General features: G+C 61.4%; 16 protein-coding genes. 6 read left to right on the top strand and 10 right to left on the bottom strand.

From position 1 onward, the window contains the following. Positions 1-46 precede the first annotated feature (46 nt). On the bottom strand, positions 47-1,336 hold the full coding sequence (locus ASE94_RS07890) for an ABC transporter substrate-binding protein (protein ID WP_062629908.1): 1,290 nt from the start codon (positions 1,334-1,336) through the stop codon (positions 47-49). A 25-nt stretch (positions 1,337-1,361) separates the two neighbouring features. Beyond that, positions 1,362-2,234, bottom strand: a complete 873-nt coding sequence (locus ASE94_RS07885) for a metallophosphoesterase (protein WP_062629907.1) — start codon at positions 2,232-2,234, stop codon at positions 1,362-1,364. 155 nt (positions 2,235-2,389) lie between these two features. On the opposite strand from ASE94_RS07885, the gene ASE94_RS07880 reads away from it, so the two are divergent. Continuing rightward, on the top strand, positions 2,390-2,953 hold the full coding sequence (locus tag ASE94_RS07880) for a TetR/AcrR family transcriptional regulator (RefSeq protein ID WP_162236060.1): 564 nt from the start codon (positions 2,390-2,392) through the stop codon (positions 2,951-2,953). Between the two features lie 8 nt (positions 2,954-2,961). Here the strand turns inward: ASE94_RS07880 and ASE94_RS07875 are convergent, their stop codons facing one another. From ASE94_RS07875 to ASE94_RS07860, 4 genes are all read right to left on the bottom strand, one after another. Continuing rightward, the gene (locus tag ASE94_RS07875) at positions 2,962-3,678 is read right to left on the bottom strand and encodes a tyrosine-protein phosphatase (RefSeq protein WP_062629905.1); all 717 of its coding nucleotides are present in this window, start codon (positions 3,676-3,678) and stop codon (positions 2,962-2,964) included. A gap of 71 nt (positions 3,679-3,749) precedes the next feature. Continuing rightward, the gene (locus ASE94_RS07870) at positions 3,750-5,045 is read right to left on the bottom strand and encodes an ABC transporter substrate-binding protein (protein ID WP_062629904.1); all 1,296 of its coding nucleotides are present in this window, start codon (positions 5,043-5,045) and stop codon (positions 3,750-3,752) included. Between the two features lie 26 nt (positions 5,046-5,071). Then, positions 5,072-5,923 (bottom strand): metallophosphoesterase, encoded by an 852-nt coding sequence (locus ASE94_RS07865; protein WP_062629903.1) that lies wholly within the window; start codon positions 5,921-5,923, stop codon positions 5,072-5,074. 41 nt (positions 5,924-5,964) lie between these two features. After that, a complete protein-coding gene (locus ASE94_RS07860; RefSeq protein ID WP_062629902.1) occupies positions 5,965-6,627 on the bottom strand; it encodes a TetR/AcrR family transcriptional regulator in 663 nt (220 codons plus the stop codon). A 269-nt stretch (positions 6,628-6,896) separates the two neighbouring features. On the opposite strand from ASE94_RS07860, the gene ASE94_RS07855 reads away from it, so the two are divergent. The 3 genes from ASE94_RS07855 (at position 6,897) to ASE94_RS07845 (ending at position 10,826) form a co-directional block, all read left to right on the top strand. Next, positions 6,897-8,078, top strand: coding sequence for a phosphoserine transaminase (locus ASE94_RS07855; RefSeq protein ID WP_062629901.1), 1,182 nt, complete (start codon positions 6,897-6,899; stop codon positions 8,076-8,078). Between the two features lie 102 nt (positions 8,079-8,180). Further along, complete coding sequence (serA, locus tag ASE94_RS07850; RefSeq protein WP_061909183.1) at positions 8,181-9,764, top strand: phosphoglycerate dehydrogenase; 1,584 nt, start codon at positions 8,181-8,183, stop codon at positions 9,762-9,764. A gap of 132 nt (positions 9,765-9,896) precedes the next feature. Then, complete coding sequence (locus tag ASE94_RS07845; protein WP_062629900.1) at positions 9,897-10,826, top strand: aldo/keto reductase; 930 nt, start codon at positions 9,897-9,899, stop codon at positions 10,824-10,826. A gap of 8 nt (positions 10,827-10,834) precedes the next feature. Here ASE94_RS07845 and ASE94_RS07840 read toward each other — a convergent pair whose 3' ends face one another. After that, a complete protein-coding gene (locus ASE94_RS07840; RefSeq protein ID WP_062629899.1) occupies positions 10,835-11,782 on the bottom strand; it encodes a DMT family transporter in 948 nt (315 codons plus the stop codon). Positions 11,783-11,963: 181 nt separating this feature from the next. Here ASE94_RS07840 and ASE94_RS07835 point away from each other — a divergent pair, with 181 nt between their 5' ends. Beyond that, positions 11,964-13,253 carry an adenylosuccinate synthase gene (locus ASE94_RS07835; RefSeq protein WP_062629898.1) on the top strand — a complete coding sequence of 430 codons (1,290 nt, stop codon included), beginning with the start codon at positions 11,964-11,966 and terminating at the stop codon, positions 13,251-13,253. Between the two features lie 48 nt (positions 13,254-13,301). After that, on the top strand, positions 13,302-15,356 hold the full coding sequence (locus ASE94_RS07830; protein ID WP_062629897.1) for a hypothetical protein: 2,055 nt from the start codon (positions 13,302-13,304) through the stop codon (positions 15,354-15,356). 37 nt (positions 15,357-15,393) lie between these two features. Here ASE94_RS07830 and ASE94_RS07825 read toward each other — a convergent pair whose 3' ends face one another. From ASE94_RS07825 to thiB, 3 genes are all read right to left on the bottom strand, one after another. Continuing rightward, positions 15,394-16,032: an ATP-binding cassette domain-containing protein gene (locus ASE94_RS07825; protein ID WP_062629896.1), complete on the bottom strand. Its 639-nt coding sequence runs from the start codon at positions 16,030-16,032 to the stop codon at positions 15,394-15,396. Then, entirely contained in the window at positions 16,019-17,608 is a 1,590-nt protein-coding gene (locus tag ASE94_RS07820; protein WP_062629895.1) for a hypothetical protein, read from the bottom strand. Before ASE94_RS07820 ends, ASE94_RS07825 begins: the two co-directional genes overlap by 14 nt. Before the next feature lie 152 nt (positions 17,609-17,760). After that, positions 17,761-18,765, bottom strand: a complete 1,005-nt coding sequence (thiB, locus tag ASE94_RS07815) for a thiamine ABC transporter substrate binding subunit (protein ID WP_062629894.1) — start codon at positions 18,763-18,765, stop codon at positions 17,761-17,763. Positions 18,766-18,778 lie beyond the last annotated feature (13 nt).

Raw genomic sequence — 18,778 nt, 5'->3', positions numbered from 1 at the left:
CAGAACAGGGGGTGACCCACCGCCTTTCGGCGATGGGTCGCGGGTTTTAGGGCATCAGAGCCTGGGCATTGGCCTGCGCATCGGCGAGGGTCGCCTCGACATCTGCACCGCCAAAGATCGACATTTCGACCGCGTCCATCATCGTCTTGACGATCTGGCGGTAGTTCGGGCCCGGCATCGGGTCCCATGGCTCGAGACGGTCGAGCTGTTCGAGATTGGGGGCGACGAGCGGGTGCTCGGCAACCCAGCCAGCGAGGTAGTTCGGATCGGTGACGATGGCTGGGCGCAGCGGCAGGTAACCGATTTCCGAGGTGATGACAGTGTAGCCATGATCGGAGGTGAGGAACTTCATCAGTTCCCAGGCGGCGCGCTGCTTGAGCGGGTCGGTGGTGTGGATCGTCAGCGCCGAGCCGGAATTGTTCGGGCGCGTCGGCTTGTCGCCAAAGCGGGGCATGGCCGCCGAGCGCAATTCGAAATTGCCTTCGGCGCCCTTGACGAGGCCAGACTGCAGGGCGCTGGTCTGGAGGTACATGCCGAGCGAGCCCGACGACATGGCGTCGACAGCGCCAAGGCCTTCATAGACCTCGTAGACGCCCGCGTCGTTGAGGTCGCGCAGCATCTTGACCGCTTCGACAGCCTCAGGCTCGGCAAATTTCAAGGTCTTGCGATCGCGCGAGATTACTTCGCCGTTGTTCGAGCGGACAATGCCCTGGAACAGCCAGTCGACAGCGCTGGGGCCCGTGATGCCGGCGGAGAAGCCTTCGGCGTCGGTCTTTTCTTCGATGGCGAGCGCGGCAGCCTTCAGCTCTTCCCAGGTGGCCGGCGGCGCATCTGGGTCGAGACCGGCTTCACGAAACAGGTCGGCATTGTAGAAGAGCACTGGCGTCGAGAACGTATAGGCGAGCCCATAGGTCTTGCCATCGAGTACGCCGAGCTTGGTGCCATTGGGGTGCATGCCGGCCAGATGGGCGCTGATCTCTTCGGCGGGCGCGATATCTTCGAGCGCCTGCGCGCCAAAATTGTGCACCGAGAAATCGAGATCGGAAAAGACCGTCTGGACGAGATCGATCGGCTGACCCGCGGCCAGGTCGGCCTGGATGCGGCTCGAATCTGCGCTGGAATAGCCAATCCCGGTCACGGTGACATTGGGATTGGCCGCCATGAATTCGTTGATCAGCTTTTGCGTCGCTTCGGCGCCGAGACCAGCGGTGGCAAGATTGTAGTTGTAGAAGGTGATGGTGACCGGCCGGTCGATGCTCGGCGCCATGGTCTGGGCGAGCACGGACGTCGCCGCGGAAAGGGCCAGGAGGCCGGCAAGAAGAGACGTGCGGAACATGGGAGAGTCTTTCTCGTTCGCGGGTTTATTCGGCAGCAGCCGCGGTGTCGGCTTCGTATTTCCTGAGCATTTCGGCCATGTCGGCGAAGCGGAACCCGCCGATCTCGCGGCGCGTCGCCGGCTGTGGCGCGAAGGTGATGGCAAGGCCCGAGGGGCGAACCGTGCCGATGGCAAAGGCTGCGCCTTCGAGCATGCGGAGGCCCTCATGCAGCCAGAGCACGTCCGTTGCCGCATGCTGGCCGATGCCCACAACTGTCGGAATCCCATACCAATGGGCGACGCGATCGTAATGGATGTGGCCCGAGAGGATGCCGAGGACATTCTTGCCGGCCACGGCATCGCGCAGCGCTTCGGTGTCGGCGTAGGAGAGCGATTCCCACTCCATCGAAGGGTCGTGCATGTCGAGCGCAGGGGCATGGTGCATGACGAGCAACTTGGGCAGGTCCGCGTGCTGGGCCAGTTCGCTCTTCAGCCAATCAAGCTGGCCCGGTTCGAAGGCGCCGCCGATCTTATTGGGAACACTGGTGTCGAGAACGATGATGTGAATGCCGGCGATCACCGCAGCATGATCGTATGGGGCATCGAGATTATCGCTACGGCCGAGCATGATGGGATAGAACCCGTCGCGGCGGTCGTGATTGCCGAGCGCGAAGAGGATCGGCATATCGAGACCGGCCTCGGCGATCAGGCCCTTGAGATTTTCGTAGGATCCGGCATCGCCGCGATTGGTCAGGTCGCCGCTGACGACCATGAATTTGGGCTGCGGCACCAGCGACTTCACGTCAGCCAGGATGCGACGCAGCGTCGTCGTCGTGTCGGAATGGAGATGATCGTCCTGGACGGCTGGATTGCCGACATGAAGATCGGTGAGGTGAACGAAGGTTGTGGTGTCGGACACGGAAGTCTCCTGTTCTGGCACGGGCCATGATGGCCGCAAGCGTGCCGTAACTATCTGGTTCGCCGATCTTTTTTCGCACAGGGCTTGCGCGGCGACGGTCATAGAGCTACCGTCCGACCATGACATGTGAATGAAGGTTCATTCAGAAGATGGATGTGGTTCCGGATAAGCGCGAGCGGATCCTTGCGGCGGCGGCACGGCTGATCGTGCGCAATGGCCTGCAATGTTCCATGTCGGCCATTGCCGAAGAGGCGAGTGTCGCGACGGGCTCGCTCTACAATTATTTCAAGAACAAGGAAGAGCTTGTCCTTGGTGTCTATGTCCGCGTCAGTATGGAAATGGCCGAAAGCCTGATGCTGTCCGACAAGGCCACCACGTCTCCCGAGGCCGACCTCGCGAGCTATATCGAACGCTATATCGACTTCATCTGGGACGATGCCGAGCGCGCGCGTCTCTTCGATTATCTCGACAACAACCCGTTGATCAGTTTCGACGATGCCAAGGCGGTCTTCGGTCCCTTCGTCCAGCATGGCATCGGGCTGATCGAAGCCGCCCAGGCCTCCGGCGCGGTGCGTGAAGGTCTTCCCACCCTGATCATGAGCTTTATGCGCGGCGCCATCCGCAATGCCTTGAAGCGACTGCGGCAGAATGGCAGCAAGCTCGCACCCAAAGACCGGCGCATGATTGCCGACATGTGCTGGGCCGCCATTCGGCGCTGACGCGATCATTAGCAGAGCCGATCTCTGACCGCGTCGACCTCCGAAGCCGATAGGCCGATGGCGCTGAGATAGGCTTTGATGCCGCCATGCTTGGTATTGAGCGCTGCAAGAAACCGCTCCATCGTCGCGGCGTCGCTCGCGAGCATCCGCTCGACCTGCATCGGGTCGGAGCCGGTCGACAGGGCGCGCGTACGCAGTTGGTCAATCAAGCCGGTTGCCGACGCGGTCAACGCATAATCGGCGACGATATCTTCCTCGGCCACACCGGCATTGGCGAGCAGCAGCGCGGCGACGACGCCGGTGCGGTCCTTGCCGGCGGTGCAATGAAAAAGCACCATGCCGGGCACTGCATCGGCTATGGCGCGAAACACCTCGGCGAATTGCGGACCGCATTGGTCGAGCGCGTCGCAATAGCGCTGCGCCATGTCAAAAGAGGGTCCGGCCAAGGCGATCGGGCTCAAGGCGTCGAACAGCACGATGTTGCGATAGCCAACACGTTCATGGTCGGCAAAGGGATGGATGTGAAGGCCGGTTTCATGCGGCCCGCGCAGGTCTATGACGAGCGCCAGTTCACTCTCAATGAGGCCCGAAAGCCCTTCTGCGGTCAGGGTGTGCAGTGCTTCCCCCCGCAGCATTCGGCGCCATTGTGTGGTTCCGCCTGATGCCAGCGGATAGCCGCCAAGGTCGCGAATATTGTGTGTGTCGGGCAAACGCCAATGACGCATCGCGACCTCCTCTTGTCTTGGATGTTTTTGTCGATGAAAGGGGAGCCGGTCTTGCCGGCTCCCACGGCGCATTAGGGCATCAGTGCCTGGGCATTGGCCTGCGCATCGGTCAGGGTCTGCGCGACGTCATTGGTGCCAAGGACGGCTTCAGTGACGGCTTCCTTCATCATCGATTCTGCCTGGCGGTAATTGGGGCCAGGGAAGGCGACGTTTGGTGTCAGGCGCGAAAGCTGTTCGAGATTGGGGCGGATCAGCGGATGCTCAGCCGTCCACAGACCAAGGAACTTCGGGTCATCAACGATGTCGAGGCGGAGCGGCAGGTAGCCGATCTTGGAGGTAATGATGGTGTAGCCATAGTCCGAAGTCAGGAACTTCATCAGCTCGTAGGCAGCGCGCTGCTTGATCGGGTCCTGCGAGAAAGCGTAGAGGGCCGAACCGGAATTGGTCGGCGCCGTCGGCTTGTCACCAAAGGCGGGCATGGCGGCTACGCGCAATTCCCAATTGCCTTCGGAGGCCTTGGACAGCGAGCTCTGCAGCGCACTCGTATAGAGATACATGCCGAGCTGGCCGGCCGCGAAGGCTTCCTGCGGATTGGATGGATCGAGACGGGCGTGGGCACCGCTATCGACCATGTCGCGCAGCATCTGCACGGCCTCGATACCGGCAGGATCGGCGAAGGTCAGCGTATTGCCATCGCGCACCTTGCCGCCATTGGACATCAGAATGGCCTGGTAGACGAAGGTGCCGTCGGCAGGGCCATAGGCGCCGGGGAAGAAGCCGTCGGCATCGGTCTTTTCGACGATGGCTTCGGCCGCGGTCTTCACCTCGGCCCAGGTCTTGGGCGGATTGTCCGGGTCGAGACCAGCCTGACGGAAGAGATCGGCATTGTAGTAAAGGATCGGAGTCGAGAAGGTGTAGGCGAGACCATAGGTCTTGCCATCGATCTTGCCGAGATCGACGCCGCGCGGGATCAGGCCATCGACGAGTTCGGTATAGCCTTCGGCGCCGGCCATGTCTTCGAGCGGCTGGGCGCCAAGGTCCGAAGCGAGGTAGATCAAGTCGCGGAACACCAGCTGGGCAACGTCCGGCTGGATCCCTGCAGCCATGTCGGCCTGGATGCGGGTGATGATTTCGTTCGATGGCACGCCGACGGTTTCCACCTTGATCAGCGGGTTTTCTTCTTCGAACTTGGCGATCATCTCGCGGGTGGCATCGGCCCCGGCGCTCGCGGTGGCGAGGTTGTAATTGTAAAAGCTGATGGTCACCGGCTCGGTGATTTCACCGGCCATTTCGGCGCGGGCTGCTCCGGTCATGGCCGTTGCGCCGAGCGCGAAAGCCGCCAGCTTGAGGAAGGTGCGTTTTTGCATCGAGGGTTGTCCTTTTCGAGGAAAAGCTATTCTGCCGCGTTGGTCAGCGCCGCTTCCTGCTTCTGGCGGAGGAGGGAAAGGTCGTAGCGGTTGAGTTCACGCCGCGTTTGGGGGAGGGGGACGAGCGCCATCGTCAGCCCCGAAGACCGGATCGTGCCGATGCCGAAGGAGGCGCCTTCGACCATGCGAAGCACGTTCGTCGTCAAAATATCGGTGGCTGCATGCTGGCCCATGCCGACGATCACCGGAATGCCATGCCAGACCGAGAAGCGATCGTGATGGATATGGCCGGACAGAATGCCGAGCACGTTGCGCCCCTTGAGAAGGGCGGCCAGCTGCTGGCTCTGACCGAATTCGATGGTGCGCCAATGATCCCATGGCGGGGCATCGCCGAGCGCAGGCGCGTGATGCGCAACGATCAGCCTCGGCAGGTCGGCATGGCTGTCCAAACGTCCTTCGAGCCAGGCGAACTGCTCAGGCGTCAGGCTGCCGCCGATCTGTCCGGGCGTCGTCGTGTCGAGGGTGATGATATGGGTGCCAGCGATGATCTGATCGTGGTCATAGGGCGCGTGGAGGTCGCTGGTGCGATCTAGCATGCCCTCGTAAAATCCGGGCCGGGTGTCGTGATTGCCGATCGCATAGACCACTGGCAGATCGGTCGCCGCCATGATGGATTTGAGCTGACGATAGCTGTCGACATCGCCGCGATTGGTCAGGTCGCCGCTCGCCACGATAAAGCTCGGCGTCTGATCCATGGTGCCGATCATCTCGAGCACGCGGGCGAGCGTTGCCGAGGTGTCGCTGAACAGATGATCGTCGATGACGGCGGGATTGCCGACATGCAGATCGGTGAGGTGGATAAAGGTGGTCTCGGCCATCGCAAGCTCCTCGGTTGGAGCCTGACTAATGCCCTCCAGTCTCAGTGACGTGACGGGATTGGAACGCTGTTTGAAATGGGCGCCACGAACATCGGCGCGGTCGCGGCAACGATCTGCGCGATAACGGTATCGGCGTTTTCAAGATCGATCGCGTGCTGGGTCAATTCCACCGTGCGGTGGCGGTTGCGGGTCATCTGCGTCCGCACGCCCAGGAGGCAGGAGATCCGGAAGCCGATATCCACCTCGCTCAGCCAGGGAGCGATCTTGCGGAAATGCGGAATGAACTGCAGGTGATGTTCGATGTCCTCGATCATCGGCCGAAATATTTCCGGATGGTCGCTCGCCTGCGCCAGGGTCGTCATGTGTCGCATGACATTATAGTTGGAATTGGGATCAAGGCTCCAGCGGATCGATGGCCCCACCAGCGCGGCGATCAGGTCTTCCACCCATGCCGGGGCGGGATGGGCGCGTTGCACCGCAGCTTGCAAAAGCCTCAAACGCTCCGCATTGAGGCGCAGATAGACCCGCTCCGCAGTCGAAAAGACCAGGCGCTGGAGGCTTCCGAAATGATAATTGACGGCACTGACATTGGTGCCGGCGCGCTGGGTGATCGAGCGGACCGTCACCTCGTCGGGGTGTTGGGCGGTCGAGAGCAGGTGCTCGCACGCATCGATCAGCTTTTCTTGGGTGAGATGCTCGGCCATGGCACAATCATGGTGAGCGGATGTGACGCCGTGAAGACCGACCGCAATTGTGTTTGTCTACGCCCGCTTCGTGGGCTGCGCCACAAGTCGCATGTGTAAGGAATTACAGGCGCCCTCAGCAGCTTGGCTTAATCTCGGTCTTGCCCATCGCCTTATGAACAGCCGATGCCAACCAACTCCAGTTGACGCCTTGGTAGCGGAGGAGTATCTCGGTTCTCAGGACATCTCGCCCTAACGCGAGACCATAGGCCTGGGAGGGCCGCTAGAGAATGGCTGATACGCCCCTGACCGCACCGGCGGTAAAACCGGCTAATCCAAATTTTTCGTCGGGTCCATGTGCCAAGCGTCCAGGCTGGACGGTTGAGGCGCTTGCTGGCGCGCTGACCGGTCGTTCGCACCGCGCCAAGCCCGCCAAGGCGCGCATTCAGCAGGCCATCGACCTGACGCGCGAACTGCTTGAAGTTCCGGCCGATTATCGCATCGGCATTGTCCCTGCTTCCGATACCGGCGCGGTTGAGATGTTCCTCTGGAGCGCGCTTGGTGCTCGGGGCGTCGATATGCTGGCTTGGGAATCGTTTGGTGCCGGTTGGGTGACCGACGTGCAGAAGCAGCTCAAACTTGCTGATTGCCGCGTGCTCGAAGCGCCTTATGGCGAACTGCCGGATTTGGCGCAGGTCGATTTCAAACGCGACGTGGTCTTTACCTGGAACGGCACGACTTCGGGTGTGCGCGTGCCGAATGCGGACTGGATCCCGGCGGATCGCGAAGGGCTTACCATCTGCGACGCGACCTCGGCGGCCTTTGCGCAGAAGCTTGATTTCGCCAAGCTCGATGTCGTCACCTTCTCCTGGCAGAAGGCGCTGGGTGGCGAAGCCGCGCACGGTATTCTTATTCTCTCGCCACGCGCCGTCGAACGTCTCGAAACGTTCAAGCCCGATCGTCCGCTGCCGAAAATTTTCCGCATGACCAAGGGCGGCAAGCTGATCGAGGGCATTTTCAAAGCCGAAACGATCAACACCGTTTCGATGCTCTGCATCGAAGACGCGATCGATGCCATGCAGTGGGGTTTGCAAATTGGTGGTTTGCAGGCCATGCAGGCCCGTGCCGATGCCAATTATGGCGTGTTGGCCGACTGGGTGGAAAAGACCGATTGGGTCGATTTCCTCGCCAAGAATGCCGATCAGCGGTCGAACACTTCTGTGTGCCTCTCGATCGTTGATCCTGAGATCACGGCGCTTGATGATGAAGGTCAGGCTGCGTTTGCCAAGGCGATCGTGGCGCGGCTGGACAAGCTCGGCGTGGGTTATGATTTCGGCTCCTATAAGGACGCGCCCGCTGGCCTGCGTATCTGGGCTGGCTCGACGGTGGAAGCATCCGATCTCGCGGCACTGACGCCGTGGCTCGACTGGGCTTTTGCCGAGGAAAAGGCCGCGCTCAAGGCTGCTGCCTGATTTTTGGCCCCGCCAGCTGGCGGGGGTACACCCCTACATTCACGCGATTCACGCGGCGCTGATCGATCTGCTGCCGCATCCAAATTGGAAAAGCCCAAGCAAATGCCAAAAGTTCTCGTTTCCGACAAACTGAGCCCGACCGCCGTCCAGATCTTCAAGGACAATGGCGTCGAGGTGGACTACTTGCCCGATCTCGGCAAGGACAAAGAAAAATTCCTTGAGGCCATCGGCCAGTATGATGGCCTCGCCATCCGTTCGGCTTCGAAGGTCACCGAGAAGATCATCGCTGCCGCGACCAATCTGAAGGTCATTGGCCGCGCCGGGATCGGTGTCGACAATGTCGATATTCCGGCGGCGACTAAGAAGGGCATCATCGTGATGAACACGCCCTTCGGCAATTCGATCACGACGGCCGAGCATGCCATCGCCATGATGTTCGCACTGGCCCGCCAACTGCCCGAGGCTGACGCCTCGACCCGCGCCTCGAAGTGGGAAAAGAACCGCTTCATGGGCGTCGAAGTCACCAACAAGACCCTTGGCCTGATCGGCGCCGGCAATATCGGTTCGATCGTCGCCGACCGCGCCATTGGCCTACGCATGAAGGTCATCGCCTTCGATCCGTTTCTCACCCCAGAACGCGCCCAGACGCTGGGTGTCGAAAAGGTCGAATTGGATGATCTTCTGGCCCGCGCAGATTTCATCACATTGCACACTCCGCTGATCGACGCGACGCGCAACATTCTCAATGCCGAAAATCTTGCCAAGACCAAGAAAGGCGTGCGGATTATCAATTGCGCTCGTGGCGGTCTGATCGATGAAGACGCGCTCTATGCGGCTTTGAAGTCGGGCCATGTCGCTGGCGCAGCGCTGGACGTGTTCCTCGTTGAGCCCGCCGAAAACAACCCGCTGTTCGAACTGCCCAACGTGATCTGCACGCCGCACCTTGGCGCGTCGACAACGGAAGCGCAGGAGAATGTGGCGCTGCAGGTTGCCGAGCAGATTTCGGCCTATCTGATGACCGGCGAAATCACCAACGCACTCAACTTCCCGTCGATCTCGGCGGAAGAAGCCCCGATCATCACGCCATGGGTGAAGCTGGCTGAAGCGCTCGGCTCTTTTGCGGGCCAGCTCACGGAAACGGCGATCACCGGCATCAAGATCGAGTTTGAAGGTACGCCGGCTGGGCTGAATACTCGCCCCATGGTGGCGGCCGCCATCAATGGCGTGCTGAAACCGTCGCTTGGGGACATCAACATGGTTTCGGCGCCGCAGATCGCCAAGGATCGCGGTATCACGGTTGAAACCACGACCCGCGACCAGCAGGGCGCTTATGAGGGTTACGTGCGCCTGACGGTGACCACAGAACAGCAGACCCGCGCCGTTGCCGGCACGATTTTCGCCAATGGCAAGTCGCGCGTCATCCAGGTCAAGGACATCAACATGGAAGCGGAACTTACCCCGTCCATGCTCTATGTCACCAATGAGGACAAGCCGGGTCATATCGGTCGCCTTGGCACGCTGCTCGGCACGCTTGGCATCAATATCGCCAATTTCAACCTCGGCCGTGCCGACGTTGGCGGCGATGCCATCGCGCTTGTCTCCATCGACGGGACGCTGACTGAAGAGCAATTGGCCAAGATCGCGGCGCTCGAAGGCGTCAAGCAGGCCAAGGCCGTTCGCTTCTAAGACAAGCTCAATTATTGACAATTGGCCCCGCTAGCATGCTGGCGGGGCTTTCTTTTTGGGCGTTTGGCGCGTTAGTCTCCGTCGTCCCCTGCGCCGGCTTCTGGCGCCAATCCCAAAAATTTCGAGGTTCTGATGAAGACCTTCAAGGTGCCCCACACCGATCTGACCGTGTCGAGCGTCGTGCTTGGCCTGATGCGCATCGCCAAGATGAGCGACAGCGAAATCCAGGCGCTGTTCGGCGCGGCGATGGATGCCGGCGTCACGGTTTATGATCATGCCGATATCTATGGCGGCGAGCGTCATCGCTGCGAGGAGCGGTTTGGCGAAGCCATCACGATGTCCGCCGCCGATCGCGAAAAGATCCTGATCCAGTCTAAGGTCGGCATCTGCAAAGGCTATTTCGATTTTTCGTCCGAGCATATTTTGCAGACGGTCGATGAATCACTGGCGGCGCTGCGCACCGATTATCTCGATGTGCTGCTGCTGCATCGCCCCGACACCCTGGTCGAGCCCGAAGATGTCGCTGCCGCCTTCGACAAGCTCGCGGCCTCGGGCAAGGTGCGCCATTTCGGTGTTTCCAACCATACGCCTGGCCAGATCGAGGTGCTGAAGACGGCAGTAAAACAGCCGCTGCTGTTCAATCAGGTCCAGCTCAGCGTCACCCATGCCAATCTCTTCGCGCAGGGTGTCGCGGCCAATATGAATGGGCTCGAACAATCGATCAGCCGCGACAATGGCCTGCTCGATTATTCGCGTCTCAAAGGCATGATGTTGCAGGCCTGGTCGCCGTTCCAGAAGGGGTTCTTCGACGGCGTTTTTGTTGGCGATCGGGAAGGGTTTCCCGAACTCAACGAGGCGCTCGATGAGCTGGCGGAAAAGTATGGCGTAACGCCGACAGGCATTGCGGTGGCCTGGATCACGCGCCACCCGGCCAATGTCCAGGTGGTTCTTGGTACGACCAAACCCTCGCGCGTTGCGGAATGCGCGGCGGGGTCATCCGTGCCACTGACGCGAGAGGAATGGTATCGCCTGTTCCGCACGGCGGGGCATACGCTGCCGTAAGCATGCTTTTAGGCGGCGCTTTTCCGCGCCGCCCACTCCGCCAAGACGATGCCGGTGATGATGATGGCGGCGGCGAGGAAGTGATAGGTCTCAAGGTGCTCGCCTAAAATGATCACCGAGCCTAGCGTGCCGAAAACCGGAATGAGATTGTGGCTCGGCGCCGCGCGATTGGCGCCGACGAGTTCAACGCCACGGGCATAGGCGATCTGGCTGAACATGGATGGGAAGGTCGCGACATAGGCGATGACCAGCCAGACAGTCGGGGACATTTGCGGCAACGTCGCCACCGTTCCGAGCCCGCCACCAAAGAGCGCGAGCATGACTACCGCTGCGGTTGCCGCGCCGAAAAACGATACGGCCATGAAACTGAAAACATGGACCTTTGGGCGAAAGCGCAAAGCAAGCGTATAGGCGGTGTAGGCGAGGCAAGCGAGGATGACAAAACCGTCGCCGAGATTGATGTCCATGCGTAGAAGTCGCGATGGATCGCCATGGGTTGCCGTCAGAATGACGCCGAAAATTGCGAGCAGGACGCCGAAAATCTGCAGCCATCTGGCGCGCACGCGAAAAATCAGAAAGTTGGCGCCGAGAATCAGCATGGGCAGTGATGCCTGCTCGATCGCCGAATTGACCGCCGTGGTCATGGTCAGGCCAACATAGAGCAGTGCATTAAAGAGCGCGTAGCCGATAATGCCGTTGCTCATCATCACCGGCCACGAGCGTTTCACTTCAACCCAATCGGCGCGCAAATGACGCCAGGAGAAGGGGAGAATGAACAGCGTCGCCAGGACACACCGGCAGGCGAGCAGCAGGAATGGGCTGATTTCGCCGACCACAAGCTTGGCGGCGATGACATTGCCGCCCCAGAAAAGCGGCGCCAGAACCAGCAAAAGATAGGGCTGATCGAGAATTCTGGCGGTTATGCCGCGATTTTCGATGGTCTGCGGCTTTGTCATCGGCGCTTGGGTGATGTAAGGACAGTCGGACTTATCAGTTATTCGGCTGCATTCAAACCCGACACCGGGCGCAGCCGAAAGGACGAATGTCCGCCACTTGGGTAAGGGTGCAGCCTTTCTGGCCGGCCCGATTTCTGTCGTGCCGGGCCTTGGCACGCCTTAAGTTAAGGAAGACTGGACTATGGCGAATGTGGTTGTCGTCGGCTCTCAATGGGGTGACGAGGGCAAGGGCAAGATCGTGGATTGGCTCTCGGAACGCGCTGATGTCGTCGTGCGCTTCCATGGTGGTCACAATGCCGGCCATACCCTTGTGATCGATGGCGTGAGCTACAAGCTCGCGCTGCTGCCCTCGGGCCTTGTCCAGGGCAAGCTCTCGGTCATCGGCAATGGCGTCGTCGTCGATCCCCACCATTTCGTCCAGGAAATGGCCAAGCTGCGCGGGCAGGGGGTCGAAATTACCCCGCAGATCCTGCGTATTGCCGATAATGCGCCGCTCATCCTGTCGCTCCATCGCGAGCTCGACGGTATTCGCGAAGACGCCAATTCCGGCCTCAAGATCGGCACCACACGCCGTGGCATCGGCCCAGCGTACGAAGATAAGGTCGGCCGTCGCGCCATCCGCCTTATCGACCTCAGCGAACCCGATACGCTCATGCCCAAGATCGAGCGTCTCTTGTCGCACCATAATGCGCTCCGCCGCGGCATGGGTCTTGCCGAGATCGACGCACAGACGATCTATGACGAGCTGACGTCCATCGCCGGCGAAATCCTGCCCTTTATGGATCAGGTCTGGCGCGTGCTCGACGACAAGCGCCGCGAAGGCGCGCGGATCCTTTTCGAAGGTGCGCAGGGTGCGCTCCTCGATAATGATCACGGCACCTATCCGTTCGTGACCTCGTCCAACACCGTTGCCGGTCAGGCCGCCGCCGGTTCGGGCCTCGGGCCAACGGCGATCGGCTATGTCCTGGGGATCACCAAGGCCTATACGACGCGCGTCGGCGAAGGCCCGTTCCCCTGCGAACTCGATGATGAAATCGGCCGCCATCTCGCTACGGTTGGCAAGGAAGTCGGCGTCAATACCGGTCGTCCGCGCCGCTGCGGCTGGTTCGATGCGGTCCTCGTGCGCCAGACGGTTAAAACCTCGGGTATTACCGGGATCGCTTTGACCAAGCTCGACGTTCTCGATGGTCTGAAAGAGATCAAGGTCTGCGTCGGCTATGAGCTTGATGGATCACGCATTGATTATTTGCCCGCCTCAATGGGGGCACAAGCCCGCGTTAAGCCTATTTATGAGACGCTTGAGGGCTGGTCCGAAACGACTGCCGGCGCGCGTTCCTGGGCCGAGTTGCCGGCCCAGGCCGTGAAATATGTTCGCTATATCGAAGAGCTGATCGGGGCCCCGGTCGCATTGTTGTCCACTAGTCCGGAACGCGCAGATACCATCTTGGTAGTTGACCCGTTCCAAGACTGATAAAACTTGCTAAAAGACGTCGCTGCAATTGTGAGTACCCAGTAGCCAATGGCGGACTATAAGGAGCTGTTGCGCCGAGCAATCTCGGCGCTGCCGGAGAACAATGGAGCTGCGCGCCGCGCAGTTTACGAAAAGGCACGCGCCGCCCTTGTCGGGCAGTTGCGGTCTATCCAGCCTCCTTTGCCGGCTCGCGAAATCACCCAGCACCGCCTGCAGCTTGAAGACTGCATCCGTCAGGTCGAGCAGGAAGCGAGCGAAGCCGTCATCAGCCTTGGGCGCGACGCCATGATTGCGCCCAAACCGGCAGCGGCGGCCCCTCAGCCCGCGCCACAACCTGCCGAGCCCGAGTCAGTCGCGGTCATCAGCCCGCGCCCAACTGCACCCGAAGCGCGCCCCGCACAAAGCTTCGTGCCGCCGCAAGCCGTCGAGCGCCCAGCGCCGCAGCCGGTTTTCGTTCAAGCAGAGCCCGAACCTGAACCAGAGCCGGAATATGTTCCGGAGCCTCAGCCGGAACCGATTGTTGAGGCGGTCGACGAACCTGCCGATGACGATACGCTCACGCAGAGCCCGATGGATGAGACCCTCTCGATAGAGGAAATCATCAGCCAGGCTGCCGATGCAGGTGGCGCCAAGGTCCAGTCCTCGACGCTGCCGTTTGAGTTGCGCCCTGTCGAACGTCCGGGCGTCGCAAAATTAGATGAGCCCGATTTTGTGCCGCCGCCCGCGGTTGCGCCGGTTCCGCTCAAGCGCCCCGATTTCACGCCGCGCCGCGACGCTGCGGCCATTGGTGCCGCTGCTGCTGTCGGATTTGGTGGCACCGCATCTGCCGTTGCCCGCGTCGAGCCCTCGCTCGGCGGCAGCGCCGCTTTAGCGCGCCAGCCGGTCATCGAACCCGAGATCACCGTTGTCGAGCCGCCGGTCGAAACTGCGCTGTCGAGCGTGCGCGAAGTCGAGATCGATGACGGCGCCAAGGAAGCCGAAGGCGCCATCGAACGTGCCATCGAGACGCTCGATCGCGAGGCGCGCGGCGAAGTATCGGAAACGACGGCGAGTGAAGAGACTCCAGCTCTCGCCGATGCGGGCCTTACCGAAGACAATGCGGATCCGAGTGCCTTTGACACGGCTGGCAGCCAGCGCCGTCAGGGTGCAGGTCTGACCATTTTCCTCATCGTCTTTGCCTTGCTGCTCGCGGGTGCCGGTGGCGCCGGTTTCTGGGCATGGCGCGAGGGTTATGTCGACCTCGACCAGATGTTCGGCCGCGCCGCAGCGCCTGTCACTCAGACGGCGGATACGCCCATCGCAACGACGCCGACGCTCGATGCGCCGAGCGTCAACGAGACGACGACCGGCCCCGGCAATACGGCAACGACCCCAACGATCGAACCGACGACGTCGATCGACGGCACCGAAGATCGCCTGGAGCCGACACCCGAAGCGGTTACGCCCAATGGCACTGAAACCGCCTTGCCCTCGCTCAATGGCGGTGAGGTCAAGACCGAAGAGCGCCTCTCGGGCGCTGATACCAGCATCGCCGCAACCAACGATCCCGCGAATAGCGTCGATCCGGCCGTGCTTGCTGGCAGCCAGTCGCTGCTGCTCGAAGCTTCTTCCGATGGCCGTACCGGCGCCGTGCCCTTCTCGGGTACGGTCGATTGGGCCAAGGGCGAAGATGAACTCGGCCAGCCGACCCTCGTTGGCAAGGCGAGTATCCCGGCACGTGCGCTCAATGTCTCGGTTACGATCCGCCGGAATACCGATCCCAGCCTGCCGGCCAGCCACTTGATGGAAGTCAATTTCGATGTCAGCGACACCTTTGTCGGCGGCTCGATTTCGAGCCTTCCGGGCGTGCTCCTCAAGAACGAAGAACTTGTGCCCGGTACGCCGCTGGTCGGCGCCTCGGCGCGCATTGTCGGCAATAGCTTCCTCTTTGCCCTAAGTTCATCGCCAGATGACGAGACGGCCAATGTCAACCTTCTCGAAAACCGCCGCTGGCTCGATCTGGCGATCGTCTACGGGACGGGCCGCAACGCCATCCTGACGCTGGAAAAAGATAGCGAGGCGGACTCGCTCTTCAAGGAAGTGTTCGCCGCCTGGGCGCAGTAATGAAAAGGCCGCTGGATGAAACCAGCGACCTTTTTCTTTAGGCCTCGCGAAGAGTGCCATTCTCCAGCCGATAACGCCGCTGCGCCAGCGCAGTGACGTCATCCTCGTGGTGGCTGACGAGAATGGTATGCCAGTCCTCACTTTCTGTCAGTTCTCCGACCAATGCCCGAATGCCGTGCCGCGTGTCGTCGTCGAGCGCGGAAAACGGCTCGTCGAGGAGAAGAACCGGCCGGTCGCGTAGCAGCGTTCGCGCCAGCGCGATACGTTGCTTCTGGCCGCCGGAGAGGGTGGCTGCCGTCTGCTTGCCAATGCTCTCAAGCCCCATCCGCTTCAGCACGGCATCCACGCGGTCGCGCGTTTCCGTCTTGCCGACATGGCGCGGCAAGCCGAGGGCGACATTCTCACGCGCCGAAAGATGTTCGAAGAGATTGTCGGATTGCAGCAGCAGCGAGATGGGGCGCGTCTCCGGCGAGAGCGGCAGAAGATTTTGCCCGTCGAGATGGAGGCTTCCGCTCTTCGGTTTCAAGAAACCAGCCAGAAGATCGAACAGCGTCGACTTGCCCGAGCCGCTGGCGCCCGAGATTGCGGTCACCGCGCCCGCTTTAGCCGCAAAGCTGAAATCATAGGTCTGCGTCTCCGCGCCATAGGCGAAGGCGAGGTAGTCAGCGCGAAGCATGGGCTAGTCTTTCGAAAAGGCGGGGTAGAGCCATGAAGGCGACAATGGTGCCGACGAGGAGGATTGCCGCGATAGCTGCCGCATCATTGTTGCGATAGGCGCCGAGCGCGCGGAACATCATCAGCGGCAGGGTCTGGAAATCCTGCGTACCGAACAGCGCGATGACGCCGAGATCGCCGAGCGAGAAGCAGAATGCCAGGGCCAGCATCAGGCCGATATCCTTGCCCAGCAGCGGATATTCCACCAGCCGGAACTGCTGCCAGCCGGACAGGCCCAGCGACCGGATGAACTTTCCGCGTGACCGCGCGACCGCATCGAGCGGCGGGCCGAGCGTCGCAACGGCGAAGGGCAGGGCAAGAAGGCTGTTGGCGATGATGACGACGACGGGCGCGGCTTGTGCTGGCGCCACGCCGAGATTGCGCACGATCAGGAAAAAGCCGAGCGAGAGCACGACGGCCGGCACCGCGAGGTAAGCAAAACTCGGCGTGCCCAACAGCGTTCGCGCAGCGCGCGATCCGCTGGCAGCGCGGCCCAATGTCAGCGCCAGAGCCAGAACCAGCGTCAGGGCCGCGGAGGCGCTGCCGATGACGAGACTCGTGCCCAGCGCCCACCAGAATGTCGCCTGGGCGAACACGCGGAGGAGGCCTGAGCCGAGCCCGTCGATCAGCACGGAGACAAGCGGCAGGGCGAAGCCGACGGTGGCGAGAACCAATACCAGTCCCTGCAGGACGCGTGCGCCAAAACCATCGCCCCATGTGGGCGGCAGCGAGCGGCCATGGACGCTGACGACGGGCGTCGTGCTCGATGCAAGGAGGATGACGAGCGCGCAAACGCCGATCTGGGTCAGGGCCAGCCGCACAGCGCCGATAAGGTCGAAATCGAGCCGTACGGCCGAATAGATGGCCACCTCAAGGGTCTGGTTTGCCGGACCGCCTCCGAGCAGCAGCACGATCGGGAAGCTGGTAAAGGCGAGGAGAAAGATGATGGCGCCGAGGCCTGGCAGGCTGGTGCGCATGGCGGGCCAATCTATCAGCCGAAACCGCTGCGTCGCTGATAGGGCAAGTGATTGCCCGACCTTGAGCTTGCTTTGCGGAATGGCATCGAGCCGCGCAAGGAGAATGCGCGCGGCAAAGGCGCCGTCGAGGATGACATGGGCGAGGAGAATGCCGGAAAGCCCAAAGGCCGGATTGCCGATCGAAAAACCGAATAGCGTTTCGCTCGCCTGGTTGATCCAGCCATTGCGGCCCCAGATGGAGAGGAGCCCAAAAGCGACGACCATGCCGGGCGTGACAATGGCGGCGGCAAAGAGCCCGACCACCAGATCGCGCCCCGGAAAGCGCAGGCGATTGAGCGCCCAGGCGAGGGCCATGCCGAATGAGAGCGACAGGATGGTGGTGAGGCCCGCCTGGATGGCGGTCATCCGCAGAAGGTGGGAAATATCGACGCGCGAGGAGCCGCTGGCGTCGGTGGCGGCGGAGAAGATGGCCCAGAGCACGGCGGCGATGAGGCCGGCAATGGCGAGGGCGAGGGCTGAAGAGATGGCGATGCGGGTGGGGCGGTGTGGGAGGGTCAGCATGAGTGGCCACACGCACTGAAAGGCACCCTCTCCCTTGCGGGGAGGGTTGAGGACGGGGAAGTGAGCCACGATAGCGTCGTGGCTGCCGGCACCCCCTCCCAACCTCCCCCGTCAAGGGGGAGGTGCCATATCAAGTTTGTGCAGAGCATTGATTATTGCACCGCTGCCAGCATCTCGTCGATCCACTCGGACGAATGCGCCAGGATATCCTCGTCGCTCAACCGCAAGGTCTTTTCAGGCTGAGGCAAGCTGGCAAAGGCCGGGTTCAGATCAGCCCCAAGATCGACCACCGGGAACATCCAATTGGTCGTCGGGATGATCTTCTGGCCCTGGGGCGAAGCGAACCATTCGAGGAACTGCTTGGCAAGATCCTGGTGCTTGGAAGATTTCAAAATCCCGGCCACTTCGATCTGCGGATAATGCCCTTCTTCGAACAGCGCCGCTTTGATCGTGTCGTCGTTCTCTTCGATGATGTGGTAGGCGGGCGAGGTCGTATAGGAGAGCGCCATGTCGGCCTCGCCATCGAGGAAGAGTGAATAGCTCTCGCTCCATTCGCGCGTGACGGTCAGAATATGGGGCTTGAGACCGGCCCAAATTTCCGGCGCGCGGTCGCCATAGGCGGCCTTGATCCAGAGGACCAGCCCAAGGCCCGGCGTTGCCGAACGCGGGTCCTGGATGGCGATCTTGAAATCGTCTGGCATGGCGATGAGCTCTTCAAAGCTCTTGGGCGGCGTCGCGGTCCGGTCGGTGTCATACATGAAGGCGAAGTGCGAATAATCGAATGGCACGAATTGCGCATCCGCCCAGGCTTCCGGCAGATCGAGCTTGTCGAGCGTCAGGCCATGATCGGCAAAGAGCCCGGTGGCGCGGGCTTCGCCGGCAATGGCGGTATCGAGCCCGACGATGAGATCAGCTTCGGTCGTGGCGCCTTCGAGCTGCACGCGGCGGAGCGTACCAATGGACGAATCCGCGGCGACCCAATTGAGCTTGCAGCCGCAGACGGGTTCGAAGGCTGCGGAAAGCTGCGGGCCGGGACCCCATTCGGCCGCAAAGCCGTCATAGGTATAAATGGTGAGCGTGGGTACATCCTGCGCATGGGCAGAAACGGCAGACAATCCAAAAAGGACCGCAAGCGCGAGGCAAGTGGATTTGACCATTTGGTCATCCCTT

Source organism: Devosia sp. Leaf64, from assembly GCF_001421945.1.
GTDB lineage: Bacteria > Pseudomonadota > Alphaproteobacteria > Rhizobiales > Devosiaceae > Devosia.
The sequence above is the reverse complement of the archived record's forward strand: the minus strand, read 5'-3'. Positions and strand labels throughout refer to the sequence as shown.

Bases quoted from the DNA above. Each gene is read 5' to 3' on its own strand.
- ASE94_RS07890 (WP_062629908.1), bottom strand. From the start codon at position 1,336: ATGTTCCGCACGTCTCTTCTTGCCGGCCTCCTGGCCCTTTCCGCGGCG.
- ASE94_RS07875 (WP_062629905.1), bottom strand. From the start codon at position 3,678: ATGCGTCATTGGCGTTTGCCCGACACACACAATATTCGCGACCTTGGC.
- ASE94_RS07870 (WP_062629904.1), bottom strand. From the start codon at position 5,045: ATGCAAAAACGCACCTTCCTCAAGCTGGCGGCTTTCGCGCTCGGCGCA.
- ASE94_RS07865 (WP_062629903.1), bottom strand. From the start codon at position 5,923: ATGGCCGAGACCACCTTTATCCACCTCACCGATCTGCATGTCGGCAAT.
- ASE94_RS07860 (WP_062629902.1), bottom strand. From the start codon at position 6,627: ATGGCCGAGCATCTCACCCAAGAAAAGCTGATCGATGCGTGCGAGCAC.
- ASE94_RS07855 (WP_062629901.1), top strand. From the start codon at position 6,897: ATGGCTGATACGCCCCTGACCGCACCGGCGGTAAAACCGGCTAATCCA.
- serA (WP_061909183.1), top strand. From the start codon at position 8,181: ATGCCAAAAGTTCTCGTTTCCGACAAACTGAGCCCGACCGCCGTCCAG.
- ASE94_RS07845 (WP_062629900.1), top strand. From the start codon at position 9,897: ATGAAGACCTTCAAGGTGCCCCACACCGATCTGACCGTGTCGAGCGTC.
- ASE94_RS07840 (WP_062629899.1), bottom strand. From the start codon at position 11,782: ATGACAAAGCCGCAGACCATCGAAAATCGCGGCATAACCGCCAGAATT.
- ASE94_RS07835 (WP_062629898.1), top strand. From the start codon at position 11,964: ATGGCGAATGTGGTTGTCGTCGGCTCTCAATGGGGTGACGAGGGCAAG.
- ASE94_RS07830 (WP_062629897.1), top strand. From the start codon at position 13,302: ATGGCGGACTATAAGGAGCTGTTGCGCCGAGCAATCTCGGCGCTGCCG.
- ASE94_RS07825 (WP_062629896.1), bottom strand. From the start codon at position 16,032: ATGCTTCGCGCTGACTACCTCGCCTTCGCCTATGGCGCGGAGACGCAG.
- ASE94_RS07820 (WP_062629895.1), bottom strand. From the start codon at position 17,608: ATGCTGACCCTCCCACACCGCCCCACCCGCATCGCCATCTCTTCAGCC.
- thiB (WP_062629894.1), bottom strand. From the start codon at position 18,765: ATGGTCAAATCCACTTGCCTCGCGCTTGCGGTCCTTTTTGGATTGTCT.